This is a genomic window from Streptomyces sp. cg36 (assembly GCF_041080675.1).
In the GTDB taxonomy this organism is placed as follows: domain Bacteria; phylum Actinomycetota; class Actinomycetes; order Streptomycetales; family Streptomycetaceae; genus Streptomyces.
On record NZ_CP163520.1, the window covers coordinates 1,659,721 to 1,672,596 of the forward strand.

At 74.2% G+C, this 12,876-nt stretch carries 15 protein-coding genes; 10 read left to right on the forward strand and 5 right to left on the reverse strand.

Translation table 11 applies throughout. The features are described 5' to 3' along the window. Positions 1 to 105 precede the first annotated feature (105 nt). The 5 genes from AB5J87_RS07415 (at position 106) to AB5J87_RS07435 (ending at position 3,730) form a co-directional block, all read left to right on the forward strand. Positions 106 to 1,275 (forward strand): sensor histidine kinase, encoded by a 1,170-nt coding sequence (locus AB5J87_RS07415; protein ID WP_369375285.1) that lies wholly within the window; start codon positions 106 to 108, stop codon positions 1,273 to 1,275. After that, positions 1,272 to 1,913, forward strand: coding sequence for a response regulator (locus AB5J87_RS07420; protein ID WP_369375287.1), 642 nt, complete (start codon positions 1,272 to 1,274; stop codon positions 1,911 to 1,913). The genes AB5J87_RS07415 and AB5J87_RS07420 overlap by 4 nt, the downstream gene beginning before the upstream one ends. An 83-nt stretch (positions 1,914 to 1,996) precedes the next feature. Beyond that, entirely contained in the window at positions 1,997 to 2,323 is a 327-nt protein-coding gene (locus AB5J87_RS07425) for a hypothetical protein (RefSeq protein ID WP_369375289.1), read from the forward strand. A gap of 9 nt (positions 2,324 to 2,332) precedes the next feature. After that, on the forward strand, positions 2,333 to 3,145 hold the full coding sequence (locus tag AB5J87_RS07430) for a papain-like cysteine protease family protein (RefSeq protein WP_369375291.1): 813 nt from the start codon (positions 2,333 to 2,335) through the stop codon (positions 3,143 to 3,145). Positions 3,146 to 3,154: 9 nt separating this feature from the next. Then, positions 3,155 to 3,730 (forward strand): hypothetical protein, encoded by a 576-nt coding sequence (locus AB5J87_RS07435; protein WP_369375293.1) that lies wholly within the window; start codon positions 3,155 to 3,157, stop codon positions 3,728 to 3,730. Between the two features lie 115 nt (positions 3,731 to 3,845). Here AB5J87_RS07435 and AB5J87_RS07440 read toward each other — a convergent pair whose 3' ends face one another. Both AB5J87_RS07440 and AB5J87_RS07445 read right to left on the reverse strand, forming a co-directional pair. Then, positions 3,846 to 4,343 carry a universal stress protein gene (locus tag AB5J87_RS07440; RefSeq protein WP_369375295.1) on the reverse strand — a complete coding sequence of 166 codons (498 nt, stop codon included), beginning with the start codon at positions 4,341 to 4,343 and terminating at the stop codon, positions 3,846 to 3,848. After that, positions 4,340 to 4,498, reverse strand: coding sequence for a hypothetical protein (locus tag AB5J87_RS07445; RefSeq protein WP_369375297.1), 159 nt, complete (start codon positions 4,496 to 4,498; stop codon positions 4,340 to 4,342). The genes AB5J87_RS07440 and AB5J87_RS07445 overlap by 4 nt, the downstream gene beginning before the upstream one ends. A 99-nt stretch (positions 4,499 to 4,597) precedes the next feature. Between AB5J87_RS07445 and AB5J87_RS07450 the strand changes: the two genes are divergently transcribed. After that, a complete protein-coding gene (locus AB5J87_RS07450; RefSeq protein WP_369375299.1) occupies positions 4,598 to 6,085 on the forward strand; it encodes a PLP-dependent aminotransferase family protein in 1,488 nt (495 codons plus the stop codon). 61 nt (positions 6,086 to 6,146) lie between these two features. Here the strand turns inward: AB5J87_RS07450 and AB5J87_RS07455 are convergent, their stop codons facing one another. Further along, positions 6,147 to 6,446 (reverse strand): DUF5955 family protein, encoded by a 300-nt coding sequence (locus tag AB5J87_RS07455; protein WP_369375301.1) that lies wholly within the window; start codon positions 6,444 to 6,446, stop codon positions 6,147 to 6,149. A gap of 164 nt (positions 6,447 to 6,610) precedes the next feature. Between AB5J87_RS07455 and AB5J87_RS07460 the strand changes: the two genes are divergently transcribed. The 3 genes from AB5J87_RS07460 to AB5J87_RS07470 all read left to right on the forward strand — a co-directional run bounded on the left by AB5J87_RS07460 (position 6,611) and on the right by AB5J87_RS07470 (position 10,357). Continuing rightward, positions 6,611 to 7,237 carry an NTP transferase domain-containing protein gene (locus tag AB5J87_RS07460; protein ID WP_369375303.1) on the forward strand — a complete coding sequence of 209 codons (627 nt, stop codon included), beginning with the start codon at positions 6,611 to 6,613 and terminating at the stop codon, positions 7,235 to 7,237. Positions 7,238 to 7,457: 220 nt separating this feature from the next. Further along, positions 7,458 to 9,077, forward strand: a complete 1,620-nt coding sequence (gene aceB / locus AB5J87_RS07465) for a malate synthase A (protein ID WP_369375305.1) — start codon at positions 7,458 to 7,460, stop codon at positions 9,075 to 9,077. A gap of 77 nt (positions 9,078 to 9,154) precedes the next feature. Then, on the forward strand, positions 9,155 to 10,357 hold the full coding sequence (locus AB5J87_RS07470; protein ID WP_369375307.1) for an FAD-dependent monooxygenase: 1,203 nt from the start codon (positions 9,155 to 9,157) through the stop codon (positions 10,355 to 10,357). Between the two features lie 28 nt (positions 10,358 to 10,385). Here the strand turns inward: AB5J87_RS07470 and AB5J87_RS07475 are convergent, their stop codons facing one another. After that, positions 10,386 to 11,357, reverse strand: coding sequence for a fibronectin type III domain-containing protein (locus tag AB5J87_RS07475; protein ID WP_369375309.1), 972 nt, complete (start codon positions 11,355 to 11,357; stop codon positions 10,386 to 10,388). A 161-nt stretch (positions 11,358 to 11,518) separates the two neighbouring features. Between AB5J87_RS07475 and AB5J87_RS07480 the strand changes: the two genes are divergently transcribed. Further along, on the forward strand, positions 11,519 to 12,115 hold the full coding sequence (locus tag AB5J87_RS07480) for a TIGR03086 family metal-binding protein (RefSeq protein WP_369375311.1): 597 nt from the start codon (positions 11,519 to 11,521) through the stop codon (positions 12,113 to 12,115). A 54-nt stretch (positions 12,116 to 12,169) separates the two neighbouring features. Here the strand turns inward: AB5J87_RS07480 and AB5J87_RS07485 are convergent, their stop codons facing one another. Continuing rightward, the gene (locus AB5J87_RS07485; RefSeq protein WP_369375313.1) at positions 12,170 to 12,778 is read right to left on the reverse strand and encodes a TMEM175 family protein; all 609 of its coding nucleotides are present in this window, start codon (positions 12,776 to 12,778) and stop codon (positions 12,170 to 12,172) included. Between the last annotated feature and the right edge of the window lie 98 nt (positions 12,779 to 12,876).

Sequence of the window (12,876 nt, forward strand, 5' to 3'; positions counted from 1 at the left end):
CGGACATCGCGCCACAGCACGCCCCAGCCGGATCGAAGGAGGTATCCGCACATCAAACTTTCGGTTGACCGGGCCGGAGCCGGGCCCGCTTACGCTGGAAGTCCTATGGACCCCCGCCCCCACACCCCGGTCACCCGACTGCTGCGCCTGTGTCTGCACGCGCTGCTCATCGGGCTGCTCGCGCTGGTCGCGGCCCGCTCGCCGGGCGACGCCGGGGTGCTCGCGGCGGCGGGCGGGACGGCGGCGGTGTACGCGGCGGGGGCGCTGGCCCCGGCCGTGCGGCCCCGCACCGGGGCGGGCGCCGGGTGGCTCGGGGCGCTCTGCGCGGTCTGGCTGGTGCTGCTGACGCTGTCGCCGGACGCGCTGTGGGTCGCCTTCCCGCTCTACTTCCTCCAGCTGCACCTGCTGACGACCCGCTGGGCGCTGCCCACCGTGGCCGCCACGGCGGGCGCGGCCATCGCGAGCTTCCTGCTCCACGGCGAAGAGGTCACCCCCGGCGCGTTCATCGGCCCGGTCCTCGGCGCGGCCGTGGCGGTGGCCACCGTGTTCGGGTACGACGCGCTGTACCGCGAGAGCGAGCGGCGGCGCGAGCTGATCGAGGAGCTGGTCTCCACCCGGGCCGAGCTCGCCGAGGCGGAGCGCGCGGCGGGCACCCTGGCCGAGCGCGAACGCCTGGCCCGCGAGATCCACGACACCCTGGCCCAGGGACTGTCCTCCATCCAGCTGCTGCTGCGGGCCGCCGAGCGCGCGCTGGCGCCGGACGACCCGGCCCGCGCGCACGTGGAGCGGGCCCGCTCGGCCGCCCAGGACAATCTGGCGGAGGCCCGCCGGTTCGTGCGGGCGCTGACCCCGCCCGGTCTGGAGCGGGCCTCGCTGCCGGGCGCGCTGGAGCGGCTGTGCGCGGCCACGCCCGGCCCGGCCGTGCGGTTCGGGGTCAGCGGGACCCCGGTCGAGCTACCCACCCCGTACGAGGTGGCGCTGCTGCGGATCGCCCAGTCGGCGCTCGCCAACACGGTCCAGCACGCGGCGGCGGAGCGCGCGGAGATCACCCTGAGCTTCATGGACACCTCGGTGGCACTGGATGTCGTCGACGACGGCAGGGGCTTCGAGCCGGGGCGGGAGCGCCCCGCGGGGACCGGTGGCTTCGGGCTCCCGGCGATGCGGTCGCGGGCGCGTTCGCTCGGCGGCACCCTGAGCGTGGAGTCGGCGCCGGGCCAGGGCACGGCGGTCGCGATCACCCTGCCGCTGCCCGCGGGCGAGCGGGGCGCGGCATGAGCTCCGTACCGATCAGGCTGCTGCTCGCCGACGACCATCCGATCGTCCGGGCGGGGCTGCGGGCCGTCCTCGACACCGAGCCGGACTTCACGGTGGCCGGGGAGGCCGCGACCGCCGAGCGCGCGGTGGAGCTGGCGGCCTCGGGCGGCTTCGACGTGGTGCTGATGGACCTCCAGTTCGGCGCCGGGATGCACGGCTCGGCCGCGACCGCCGAGATCACCGCGCGGCCGGGCGCGCCCCGGGTGCTGGTGCTCACCACGTACGACACGGACGCCGACATCCTGGCGGCGGTGGAGGCGGGGGCGGCCGGCTATCTGCTGAAGGACGCGCCGCCGGACGAGCTGTCGGCGGCCGTACGGACGGCGGCGGCCGGGCAGTCGGCGCTGGCCCCGGCGGTGGCGCACCGGCTGATGGGCCGGATGCGGACCCCGGCCGAGGCGCTGACCCGGCGCGAGCTGGAGGTGCTGCAACTGGTCGGGGACGGGCTCTCCAACCTCGGGATCAGCAAGCGGCTCTTCCTCAGCCAGGCCACCGTCAAGTCCCATCTGGTGCACATCTACGCCAAGCTGGGCGTCGACTCGCGCACGGCCGCGGTGGCCGTCGCGGGGGCCCGCAGGCTCATCCGCCGGCCGGGCTGATTTCCCCTACGTCCACGCGTCACCGCGCCACCGGACGGGAATGCAAGCGGCATGTGTCCGGCCCTACCCGCGCGGAGGCCCGTATGCCACAGACAGCCCGCCAGTACTGGTGGAACCTGCAAGGACGCACCAGGCTCAACTTCAACTGGGGCATCATCAACCACGACTCCACGGTGATCGTCACCGCGTCCGAGTACAGCGTGGACAACAACGACCCCCGGCACAGCCCCCGGTTCATCGGCGCCGCCACGATCACGGTGGAGAACATCAGCCCGCACTCGCCGCCCTACGACCCGAACCACGGGGTCACGTTCACGGTCAACGTGGAGTGGGGCTCGCCGCTGCACATCGTCACCGACATCACCGTCCTGGACGGGCCGCCGGTCGCCATCGAGTACCAGAACGGCTGAGGGGGGCCGATGCCGCGTACCGCACGCCAGTACTGGGCCGGTCTCCAGGGCCGTACCGCGCTCAACTTCAACTGGGGCATCATCGACCACGACTCCACGGTGATCGTCACCGTCTCGGAGTTCAGCGTCGACCCGAACGACCTCAAGCACAGCCCCCGCTTCGTGGGCGCGGCGCCGGTGCGGGTCAGCAACATCAGCCCGCACTCCCCGCCGTACGACCCCAACCACGGGGTGGGGTTCGTCGTCACCGTCGACTGGGGCGCCCCGCTGCACATCGTCACCGACATCACGGTCCTCGACGACAAGCCGGTCTACCGGCTGTGGGACGGCGGGCGGCTCGCCTTCGCCATGCAGGCCCAGCAGCAGACCAACTGGTGCTGGGCGGCGGTGGCGACCAGCATCGCGCTCTACTACAACGCGGGGAGCACCTGGACCCAGTGCGCGGTAGCCAACTCGCAGACCGGGCGCACCGACTGCTGCGGCGGCGGGGCGAGCGGCGCGGGCTGCAACTCCCAGCAGCCGCTGGACAATCCGCTGCGGATCGTCGGCCACTTCGACCGGATGGTCAGCAACCGGGTGGACTTCGCGACCGTGGAGTCCGAGATCAAGGCGGGCCGTCCGCTCTGCGTCCGGATCGGCTGGTCCACCGGCGGCGGGCACTTCCTGACCGCGATGGGCGTGGACGCGCCGCTCAGCGGCTCGGACGCGATCGTGGCCGTGGACGACCCGATCTACGGCCGCTCCGACCAGGTCTACAACACGCTCGCGACCAGCTACCAGGGCAGTGGAACCTGGACCCACAGCTACTACACCCGGGCATAGGGACGGACCATGGCGCTTCAAGTACCGCAGCCACCCCAGGAGTCGCGCTCGGCCGCCGAGGCCGGGGTCGAGCTCCTCGCGGGCCTCGGCCGGGTCCGCACGGCGGAGCTGCTGCCCGCCGCGGCCGACGAACTCCGGCTCGCCCATCCGCTCCAGATGTACGTGATCGGGCTCGGCGACCTCGCGGCGGGCCTCGGCCGGGCGCGGCCGGTCGCCTGGCGCTATCTCGTCCAGCACGGCTCCGGCCCGGTGGCCCTCGCCGAGACGGTGCGGGACGCGGCGGGCGGCCATGTCTTCAGCCAGCTCAACTACGGCCCGTTCGTGGCCGGTACGGCCGCCGCGCTGGCCGCCGCCGCGGAGCGGGCGGGCGACGCGGAGGCGCGGCTGCTGCACCTTCCGGCGGTCCATCTGATCGCCGTCTGGCTGCACGCCCCGACCGGCGACACGCTGGTTCCGGCGGCCCCGGCGCCCCCGGGCGTCGAGCCGGACCGGGCGTATCCGGCGGCGGAGCTGTTCGCGCTGATCGCCCGGGACGCGCCGGGGCAGGCGCTGCCGGGGCTGGAGGACGACAGGGGCGGCGGCTGAGCACCGCGCCCCGCCGACCGTGCGGCGCCCCGGTGACCGCCGGGGCATGCCGTTCGGATCCTGCCCGGGGCTCGGCCGACAAGGCCCGGGAGACACGCTCCGGGCGCCCCGGCGCTCACACCCTGAGCGCGAAGTCGGCGGCCCGCGCCCGGCGCAGCTCGCGGGCCGCGCCCTTCGGGGGCCGGGGCGCCGGTACGGTCAGCACCGCGCAGACGGCGCAGCGCCGGACGTAACGGCGCACCGGTGCCCACCGGGCGCCCCGGCGCGCGCCCACCACCAGCAGGTCCCCGGGGCGGTGCGCCAGCGCGCACAGCGCCGGGCCGGGCCTGCCGCGCACCGCCGCGCACCGCACCTCGACGCCCTCGGGCACCCCGCCGAACGCCTCCGCGAACGCCTCGTCGAGACGGCGCCGGGCATCGTCCTGCCAGTGCGCGGCCCAGGCCCGGTCGGGGTGGCGCAGATACAGGTACTCGCCCTCGGGCGGCTCCCACGCGATCACCGCGACCAGCCGGCGCCCGCCGCGCCGGGCCTCCTCGGCGCCCGCGCGCAGCGCGGCGAGGGAGCCGAGCGAGCCGCCGACGCCGACGACCACCCTCCCCGCCGCCCCGCTCATGAGGCGCGCCCCTTGCGCGCGTCCCGCCACCGCAGCCACAGGGGGCCGAGCGACAGGGCGCTCGGCTGCTCCTCGCGGCGCCGCTGCATCTCCCGCTCGAACCGGTCGGTCATCGAGCCCGTGGAGGTGCCCGTGACCGTCGTTCCGCCGTACATGGTTGCCGTCCTCTCCGGCCGTCCGGACCACTTCGCTGATGTGTCCCGAGTCTGTACGCTGATTGGCCTGCACAGCAGGGCCAATCCAAGGGAGTTGGTATGGCGGAGATGCGGATGGTCCACTCCGTGGGCGGTACGGCGGACAGCAGCCGGACCATGGGCAGCCGCCAGCTGGCCACCCTGGTCGCGGCCACCACCGGGGAGCGGCCGGGCTATCGCGCGCTCGCGCAGGGCGTGCGCACCCTGCTGCTCGACGGGCGGATCCCGCTGCACACCAGGCTGCCCGCCGAGCGCGAACTGGCCGGGGCGCTCGCGGTGAGCCGGGCCACCGTGACGGCCGCCTACGACCTGCTGCGCGAGGGCGGATACGCGGTGAGCCGCAGGGGCGCGGGCACCTGGACCGAACTCCCGGCCGGCCAACGCCCGGCCAATGTGGCCAGCTTCCCGGACGGGGCGGACACCATCGACCTGGCCATGGCGGCCCCGGCCGCGCCCGAGGCCGAGTACACCGAGGCGCTGGCGCGCGCCTCGGCCCGGCTCCCGGCCCATCTGCGCACCCCGGGCTACCACCCGCTGGGCCTGCCCGAGCTGCGGGCGGCCGTCGCCGAGCGCTACACCCGGCGCGGGCTGCCGACGCTGCCCGAGCAGATCCTGGTCACCACGGGCGCCCAGCAGGCGATGTCCCTGGTGGTGGGGCTGCTCGCCCGGCCCGGCGACCGGGTCCTGGTGGAGAGCCCCTCGTACGCCAACGGCCTGGACGCCATCCGGCACGCGGGGCTGCGGATCACCCCGGTGCCGGTCACCGACGACGGCTGGGACGGCGAGCTGATGGAGTGCGCGCTGCGCCAGACCGCGCCCCGGCTCGCGTATCTGATCCCGGACTTCCACAATCCGACCGGCGCGCTGATGGGCACCGAGCAGCGCGGGCGGCTGCTCCGCTCGGCGCGGGCCACCGGCACCTGGCTGGTGATCGACGAGACGCTGGTGGAGATGGCGCTGGACGTGGCGGCGCCGGCGCCGTTCGCCTCGCTGGCGCACCGGGGCGAGGCCGAGCAGATCGTGACGGTCGGCTCGCTCAGCAAGTCGCACTGGGGCGGGTTGCGGATCGGCTGGGTGCGGGCCGGATCGCGGCTGATCACCGAACTGGCCGGGGACCGCGTCCACCGGGACATGGCGTCCTCGGTCCTGGACCAGCTGGTCGCGATCGAGCTGATGCCGGGCATGGACGACGTGCTGAAGGTCCGGCTCGGCCAACTGCGGGAGCGGCGGGCGGCACTGGTGGACGAGCTGACGAGCAGCTTCCCCGAGTGGCGCTGGCAGCTGCCGCCGGGCGGGCTGACGCTCTGGGTGGACCTGGGCCGCCCGATCGCGGGCGCGCTGTGCGAGGCGGCGCTGTCACACGGGGTGCGGCTCCAGGCCGGGGCCCGGTTCGCGGCCGACCCGGGCACCCACGAGCACCGGCTGCGGATCCCGTACTGCCTGCCGCCGGAGGTGGCCCGGGAGGCGGTACGGCGCCTGGCCGCGACGCTGGACGCGGGGCTGCCCGCCACGGCGAGGGAGCTGGACCGGCCGCACTGGGTGGCCTAGGGACCGGCAGCGCGGGCGGCCGGGTCCGTGGTGGCGCGCGCGGCCGGGCGGGCGGCCGGTGTCACCGTGGCGCCTCCCCGAACAGGTCGACCGCCTCCCGCACCCCCTTCACCGCGAGGGCCAGCGCGCTGACCGAGCCGATGGACCCGGCGATCAGCAGCAAGGAGCGCCGCAGCCGGGCGATCTCGGGGTTCCCGGTGAGGGCCATCGCGTGCAGCGCGGCCAGCTCGTCCTCGGCGACCGCCCGGTCGGGGAATTCGGCCGGGTGCCCGGCCAGCTCCCGGCGCAGCCGGGCCACGGCCACCCGCAGCTCGGTCACCCTGGGATCCTCTCCACTGCCGGTCACGGGCCTCTGCTCCACGCGTCGCAACAAAAGTCCTTCCCCACGCACGTCGTCGTGCTGGCGCTCACAGCCCGTCAGCGAAGGTCAACTGACGGGAGTTGCGGGCCAGTTAACGCCATCGCGCCCGGCGCGCGCCACCGTGTGGACGGAATTCGGCGGGTGCATTCGGTATACGTGGGGCCATGACACAGCCAATCGAGGACGAACCGCAGGTCGTGGGTCTGCTGCTGGCGGCGGGCGGGGGCCGGCGCCTCGGCGGGCGCCCCAAGGCGCTGCTGACGCACCGGGGGCGCCCGCTGGTGGAGCACGCCGTACGGGTGCTGCGCGAGGGCGGCTGCACCGAGGTGCACGTGGTACTGGGCGCCTCGGCGGAGGTGGTGCGCGAGCGCGCCCGGCTCGACGGGTGCGTGCTGGTCGACAATCCGGGCTGGGCCGAGGGCATGGGCTCCTCGCTGCGGGCGGGGCTGGAGTCCCTGGCCGGCACGGGCGTGGCGGCGGCCCTGGTGAGCCTGGTGGACCAGCCGGGCATCGGCGCGGCGGCGATCGCCCGCGTCCGGGCCGCCTACCGCTCCCCCGCCTCGCTCGCCTCCGCCGCGTACGACGGGCGGCGCGGCCATCCCGTACTGCTGGGGGCCGAGCGGTGGGCTCCGGTCGCGGCGAGCGCGGAGGGCGACCGGGGGGCGCGGGCGTATCTGAAGGCGCACGAGTCGGCGATCACGCTGGTCGAGTGCGGGGACGTGGCGGAGCCGTACGACATCGACACCGAGGCCGATCTCGGGCGGCTCGACCCCTCGTCCGGTACACCTTGAGTGAGCGGGGTGGCACCGAGCGCCATGGTCTGTCGACCCGGAGAATCTCGATATCAACAAACCATTGAACTTCCACCATGAGGAAACTAGTATCCACTGTTCAGAAGCGCCCGATTGATTGAGACGGCGCCCCCAGTCGCATTCCGGGGTCCTGGCACCGAGTGCCAGCTCTGACTTCCGGCGGCCGGTGAGGGCACCGCCCGCGAAGGAGTGACAGCACATGTCCGCACCAGCGCCGTCCCCGCTGGCCATCGTCGACGCCGAACCCCTGCCCCGGCAGGACGAGGTCCTCACCGACGCGGCCCTCGCCTTCGTGGCCGAGCTGCACCGGCTGTTCACGCCCCGCCGTGACGAGCTCCTGCTCCGCCGCCAGGACCGCCGCGCCGAGATCGCCCGCACCTCCACGCTGGACTTCCGCCCCGAGACCGCCGCCGTGCGCGAGGGCGACTGGAAGGTCGCCCCGGCCCCGGCCGCGCTCAACGACCGCCGGGTCGAGATCACCGGCCCGACCGACCGCAAGATGACCATCAACGCGCTGAACTCCGGCGCCCGCGTCTGGCTCGCCGACTTCGAGGACGCCTCCGCGCCCACCTGGGAGAACGTGGTCCTCGGCCAGCTCAACCTGATGGACGCCTACGAGCGCCGGATCGACTTCACCGACCCGAGGTCCGGCAAGTCGTACGCCCTCAAGGACGCGGGCGAGCTCGCCACCGTCGTGATGCGCCCGCGCGGCTGGCACCTGGAGGAGCGCCACCTGCGCTTCGACGGCCGCCCGGTCCCCGGCGCCCTGGTCGACTTCGGCCTCTACTTCTTCCACAACGCCAAGCGCCTGATCGAGCTCGGCAAGGGCCCGTACTTCTACCTCCCCAAGACCGAGTCGTACCTGGAGGCCCGCCTCTGGAACGACGTCTTCGTCTTCGCCCAGGACTACGTCGGCATCCCGCAGGGCACCGTCCGCGCGACCGTCCTGATCGAGACGATCACGGCCGCGTACGAGATGGACGAGATCCTCTACGAGCTCCGCGACCACGCGGCCGGGCTCAACGCGGGCCGCTGGGACTACCTCTTCTCGATCGTCAAGAACTTCCGCGACGGCGGCGCCAAGTTCGTCCTGCCGGACCGCAACGCGGTGACGATGACCGCCCCCTTCATGCGGGCGTACACCGAACTGCTGGTGCGCACCTGCCACAAGCGCGGCGCCCACGCCATCGGCGGCATGGCGGCCTTCATCCCCTCCCGCAAGGACGCCGAGGTCAACAAGGTCGCCTTCGAGAAGGTCAAGGCCGACAAGGACCGCGAGGCGGGCGACGGCTTCGACGGCTCCTGGGTCGCCCACCCGGACCTGGTGCCGATCGCGATGGCCTCCTTCGACGCGGTCCTCGGCGAGAAGCCGAACCAGAAGGACCGGCTGCGCGAGGACGTGTCGGTGGCGCCCGGCGACCTGATCGCCATCGACTCGCTGGACGCCGCCCCCACCTACGACGGTCTGCGCAACGCGGTCCAGGTCGGCATCCGCTACATCGAGGCGTGGCTGCGGGGCCTGGGCGCCGTCGCCATCTTCAACCTGATGGAGGACGCGGCCACCGCCGAGATCTCCCGCTCCCAGATCTGGCAGTGGATCAACGCGGGCGTGGTGTTCGAGAACGGCGAGACCGCCACCGCCGACCTCGCCCGCGAGGTCGCCGCCCAGGAGCTGGCCGCGATCCGCGCCGAGATCGGCGAGGAGGCGTTCGCGGCCGGGAAGTGGCAGCAGGCCCACGACCTGCTGCTGACCGTCTCGCTGGACGCGGACTACGCCGACTTCCTCACGCTCCCGGCGTACGAGCAGCTGGTCGGCTGACCGGATCCGGCTCCAACCGGGGCCGTAGGGCGGGCGGTTCGCCCCCCTGCGGCCCCGCGGCCTGTCATCATGAGCGGATGTTACGTGGAGGCAGGATCGCCGTGGTCGGCGGCAGCGTCGCCGGCTGCGCGGCGGCGCTCGCCGCACACCGGGGCGGGGCCGCGGAGATCACCGTGTTCGAGCGGGCGCCGGGCGCCCTCGCCGACCGGGGCGTGGGACTGGCCATGCACAACGACCGGTACGCCGAGCTGGAGGCGGCCGGATACGTGGACGCGAAGATGCCGTGGCTCCAGCTCGGTCGGCGCTGCTACTACGTCCGTGACGGCTCGGCGCCGCTGGGCCGCCGCATCGGCCTGCTCCCGTTCCCCTTCCGCACCTACAACTGGGGCCCGCTCTGGCGGGAGTTGCGCGCGCGGGTGCCCGGGTCGACCGAGTTCCGGGCGGGCGCGGCGGTGGGCGCGCCGACCGCCGACCCGGACGGGGTGGAGCTGGCGGCGGACGGCACGACGCACCGCTTCGACCTGGTGATCGGCGCCGACGGCTACCGCTCGGCGGTGCGCACCGCCGCCTGGCCCGAGGTGGCCCCCCGGTACGCGGACTGCCTGGCCTGGCGCGGCGCGTTCCCGGCGGAGCGCCTGATGGCCCCGGAGCTGTGGCCCGACGAGGACTGCGTGTACGCGGTGTTCCCCGGCGGGCACGTCATCATCTACCGCATCCCGGACGGCGACGGCGGGGCGCGGGTCAACTGGGTGCTCTACAGCGCGCCCCCCGAGGGGCTCGGCCCGCGCTTCGACAACCCGACGAGCCTGCCGCCCGGCACCCTCGCCGCCACCCTGCACGACCACCTCGCCGAGCTCGCGGAGTCCCGGCTGGCGCCCTACTGGGCGCAGTTGGTGCGCACGACGACCGCCGAGGAGCTGTTCGTCCAGCCGCTGTACGACTTCACCGCGCCCCACTACACCAACGGCCGCCTGGTCCTGGCGGGCGACGCGGCGACGGTGGCCCGTCCGCATACCGGCGGCGGCGCGGTCAAGGCGCTCCAGGACGCCACCGCCCTGGAGCGCTGCCTGACGGCCGAGCCGGACTGGCGGGCGGCGCTGCGCGCGTACGACGAGGAGCGGGCCGCGAGCGGGCGGGTCATGGTGGAGCTGGGGCGACGGCTGGGAGCCGCCCTGGTGCACGAGACGCCCGACTGGAGCGCGATGGACCAGGGCGGTCTGGAGCGGTGGTGGCAGCAGGCGGACGGCTCGGGCGCGTTCGGTGGCCGCAAGCTGACTTGACGGCTCGTCAATTTCGGGCATCCGGGCCTCACTTGCCGATGACCACCGTGCGCTGCGCCGAGAAGTCGCCCCACTTCCCGTCGGGCAGCCGGGCCCGGATCTTGACGCTGTAGCGGGTGCCGGGCTTCTCCGCGGAGACGGTCAGCCGGTAGGAGGACGGGCCGGGCGGCGGCTCGGCCCCGAACACGATGGTGGTGGTCAGCCGCCCGTCGAGGAAGAGCTGGTACGAGGTGACCGGCCCGCCCGTGTCCGGCGCCCGCCAGGTCAGCTCGACCGTGGGCACGCCCGCCGCCGAGAGGTAGCGGGCGGCCAGCTCCGTCGGGGCCGTACTGGCGGGCGCGCCCGGCTCCGGCGCGGTGGTGAGGTCGACGGCGGCGCTGTCCGGCGAGGAGTTGTCGGCGGCGTCGCGCGCCCGCACGGTGAAGGTGTAGACGGTCCCGGGCCGCAGCCCGGTGATCCGCGCACCGGTCGCGCTGCCGGGCACGCTGTGCACCCGGACGTCCTCCTGGTAGACGTCGTACGAGGTGACGCCCACGTCGTCGGTGGAGCGCCGCCACGACAGGGTCACCGCCCGGCTCCCCTCGACCCGGCCGCGCGGCGCGCCGGGCGCGGTCGGCGGGCCGTGGTCGGCGGGTCCGCGCGGCGGTGTGGTGACGGCCACCGGGGCGCTGGGGGCGGAGAAGTTCCCGGCGGCGTCGCGGGCGCGCACGGTGAAGCTGTAGGCGGTGGCCGGGGCGAGCCCGTCGACGTCGATCATGTGCTTCTCGCCCGGCACCGCCTTGACCCGGGTGCCGTGCTGGAGGACCTCGTACCCGGTGACGCCCTTGTCGTCGCCCGATGCCTCCCACATGACGTGCACGGAGGTGGCGCTGCTCGCCTGCGCGGTGACCGAGGCGGGCACGGTGGGCGCCCGGCCGTCGCGCTCGTCGGCGGTGGCCGAGCAGGCCGCCAGGGTGAGCACGGCGCAGGCCAACAGGGCGTATCCGGTGGGGCGTTGCATGGTCTGCCCTCTCTCCGTACGGCCTCCACACGAGATGGTCCAGACCTATATCGCACAGCCGGGGGCGCACGGCAAGGGGGCGGACGCATCCGGTCCGGCCGGCCGCGGGGAAAGTTCCCCGGTCGCGATGAGTTCCGCCCGCCCCGCCGGTCTGCACAGGTATGACGACACCACCGCGGACTCCCCGGCCCGACCTCGGCCCCGCCACCGCCGCCATGGCGCGCCTGCTGGCCGGCGTGCGGGACGAGCAGCTCGCCGCGCCGACGCCCTGCCCCGCCTACTCCGTGCGCGAGCTCCTCGGACACGTCGACGGGCTCACCACCGCCTTCGACGCCGCCGCCCGCAAGGACCTCGGCCCCTCGACCTCCACCGACCCCGGGTCGGTGACCCCCGTACTGCCCGAGGACTGGCGCACCGGGCTGCCCGGGCGGCTGGCCTCGCTGGCCGGGGCGTGGCGGGCGCCGGACGCCTGGGACGGGGACACCCGGGCGGGCGGCTTCACCTTCCCGGCCGCGATCGCGGGCGTGGTCGCGCTCAATGAACTGGTCGTGCACGGCTGGGACCTGGCCCGCGCCACCGGCCAGCCGTACGAGCTGGACACCGCGACCCTGGAGGCGGTGCGCGGCTTCTTCGCGGCGAGCCGCGACGAGGCGATGCGCGCCCCGGCGTTCGGGCCGGTCGTGGAGGTGCCCGAGGGAGCCCCGCTGCTCGACGAGGTGGTCGGGCTCAGCGGGCGGGATCCGGGCTGGGCCCGCTGAGCCGGGCGGGCGGGAGGCCGCGCGGCCCCTCCGGGCGCGCGGCCCCTGGGCACGTCACACGGTTTCCCTCGTGGGGATGTCGAGCTGGTTGAAGCCGTAGTACAGCGCGAGCACCCCGTGCGCGGCGAGCGTCGCCGGGGCCGAGACGAAGGCGAGCGCGACCGTCGCCGGATAGGCGAGCGAGCCGAGGGCGAACCGGGTGCGGGTGGCCCGCGCGGCCCGGACGTCGACCCGGTCGGCGAAGAGGTGGCCGGTGCGGGTCAAGTGCCACCACAGCGACTGGTAGTTGAGGGCCATGACGACCATGAGCCCGCTGTAGACGGCGGCAGCGACGTGCGACGCCTTGTCCTCCCGTAGGTATTCGGCCATCAGACCGGCCGGCCAGGGGATCGCCGCCACGGTCATGAGCAGCAGCAGGTTGAGGAACATCAGCGTGCGGTCGACGCGCACCACATAGCTGAAGAGCGTGTGATGGTTGACCCACATGATGCCGATGACCAGGAAGCTCACCACATAGGCGGCGTACGAGGGCCACTGGTGCGCCAGCTCGCTCCACAGGTGGTCGCCCGCGTGTGCGGGCACCTTGATTTCCAGGATCAGGAGGGTGATCGCGATGGCGAAAACGCCGTCGCTGAACGCCTCCACCCGGCTTGATTCAGTCACCGGGTGAACTGAACCCGACCCGGCGGGATTCTTCAACTTCCTTTTGCCACAAGGGTGTACGCCTACCTCTCGGCAGTGGTAGGAAAGTTTCCTAACAA

Coding starts and splice junctions, on each gene's coding strand:
- AB5J87_RS07470 (WP_369375307.1), top strand. CDS start 9,155: ATGTTACGTGGAGGCAGGATCGCCGTGGTCGGCGGCAGCGTCGCCGGC.
- AB5J87_RS07450 (WP_369375299.1), top strand. CDS start 4,598: ATGGCGGAGATGCGGATGGTCCACTCCGTGGGCGGTACGGCGGACAGC.
- AB5J87_RS07440 (WP_369375295.1), bottom strand. CDS start 4,343: ATGAGCGGGGCGGCGGGGAGGGTGGTCGTCGGCGTCGGCGGCTCGCTC.
- AB5J87_RS07415 (WP_369375285.1), top strand. CDS start 106: ATGGACCCCCGCCCCCACACCCCGGTCACCCGACTGCTGCGCCTGTGT.
- AB5J87_RS07445 (WP_369375297.1), bottom strand. CDS start 4,498: ATGTACGGCGGAACGACGGTCACGGGCACCTCCACGGGCTCGATGACC.
- aceB (WP_369375305.1), top strand. CDS start 7,458: ATGTCCGCACCAGCGCCGTCCCCGCTGGCCATCGTCGACGCCGAACCC.
- AB5J87_RS07480 (WP_369375311.1), top strand. CDS start 11,519: ATGACGACACCACCGCGGACTCCCCGGCCCGACCTCGGCCCCGCCACC.
- AB5J87_RS07420 (WP_369375287.1), top strand. CDS start 1,272: ATGAGCTCCGTACCGATCAGGCTGCTGCTCGCCGACGACCATCCGATC.
- AB5J87_RS07430 (WP_369375291.1), top strand. CDS start 2,333: ATGCCGCGTACCGCACGCCAGTACTGGGCCGGTCTCCAGGGCCGTACC.
- AB5J87_RS07460 (WP_369375303.1), top strand. CDS start 6,611: ATGACACAGCCAATCGAGGACGAACCGCAGGTCGTGGGTCTGCTGCTG.
- AB5J87_RS07425 (WP_369375289.1), top strand. CDS start 1,997: ATGCCACAGACAGCCCGCCAGTACTGGTGGAACCTGCAAGGACGCACC.
- AB5J87_RS07435 (WP_369375293.1), top strand. CDS start 3,155: ATGGCGCTTCAAGTACCGCAGCCACCCCAGGAGTCGCGCTCGGCCGCC.
- AB5J87_RS07475 (WP_369375309.1), bottom strand. CDS start 11,357: ATGCAACGCCCCACCGGATACGCCCTGTTGGCCTGCGCCGTGCTCACC.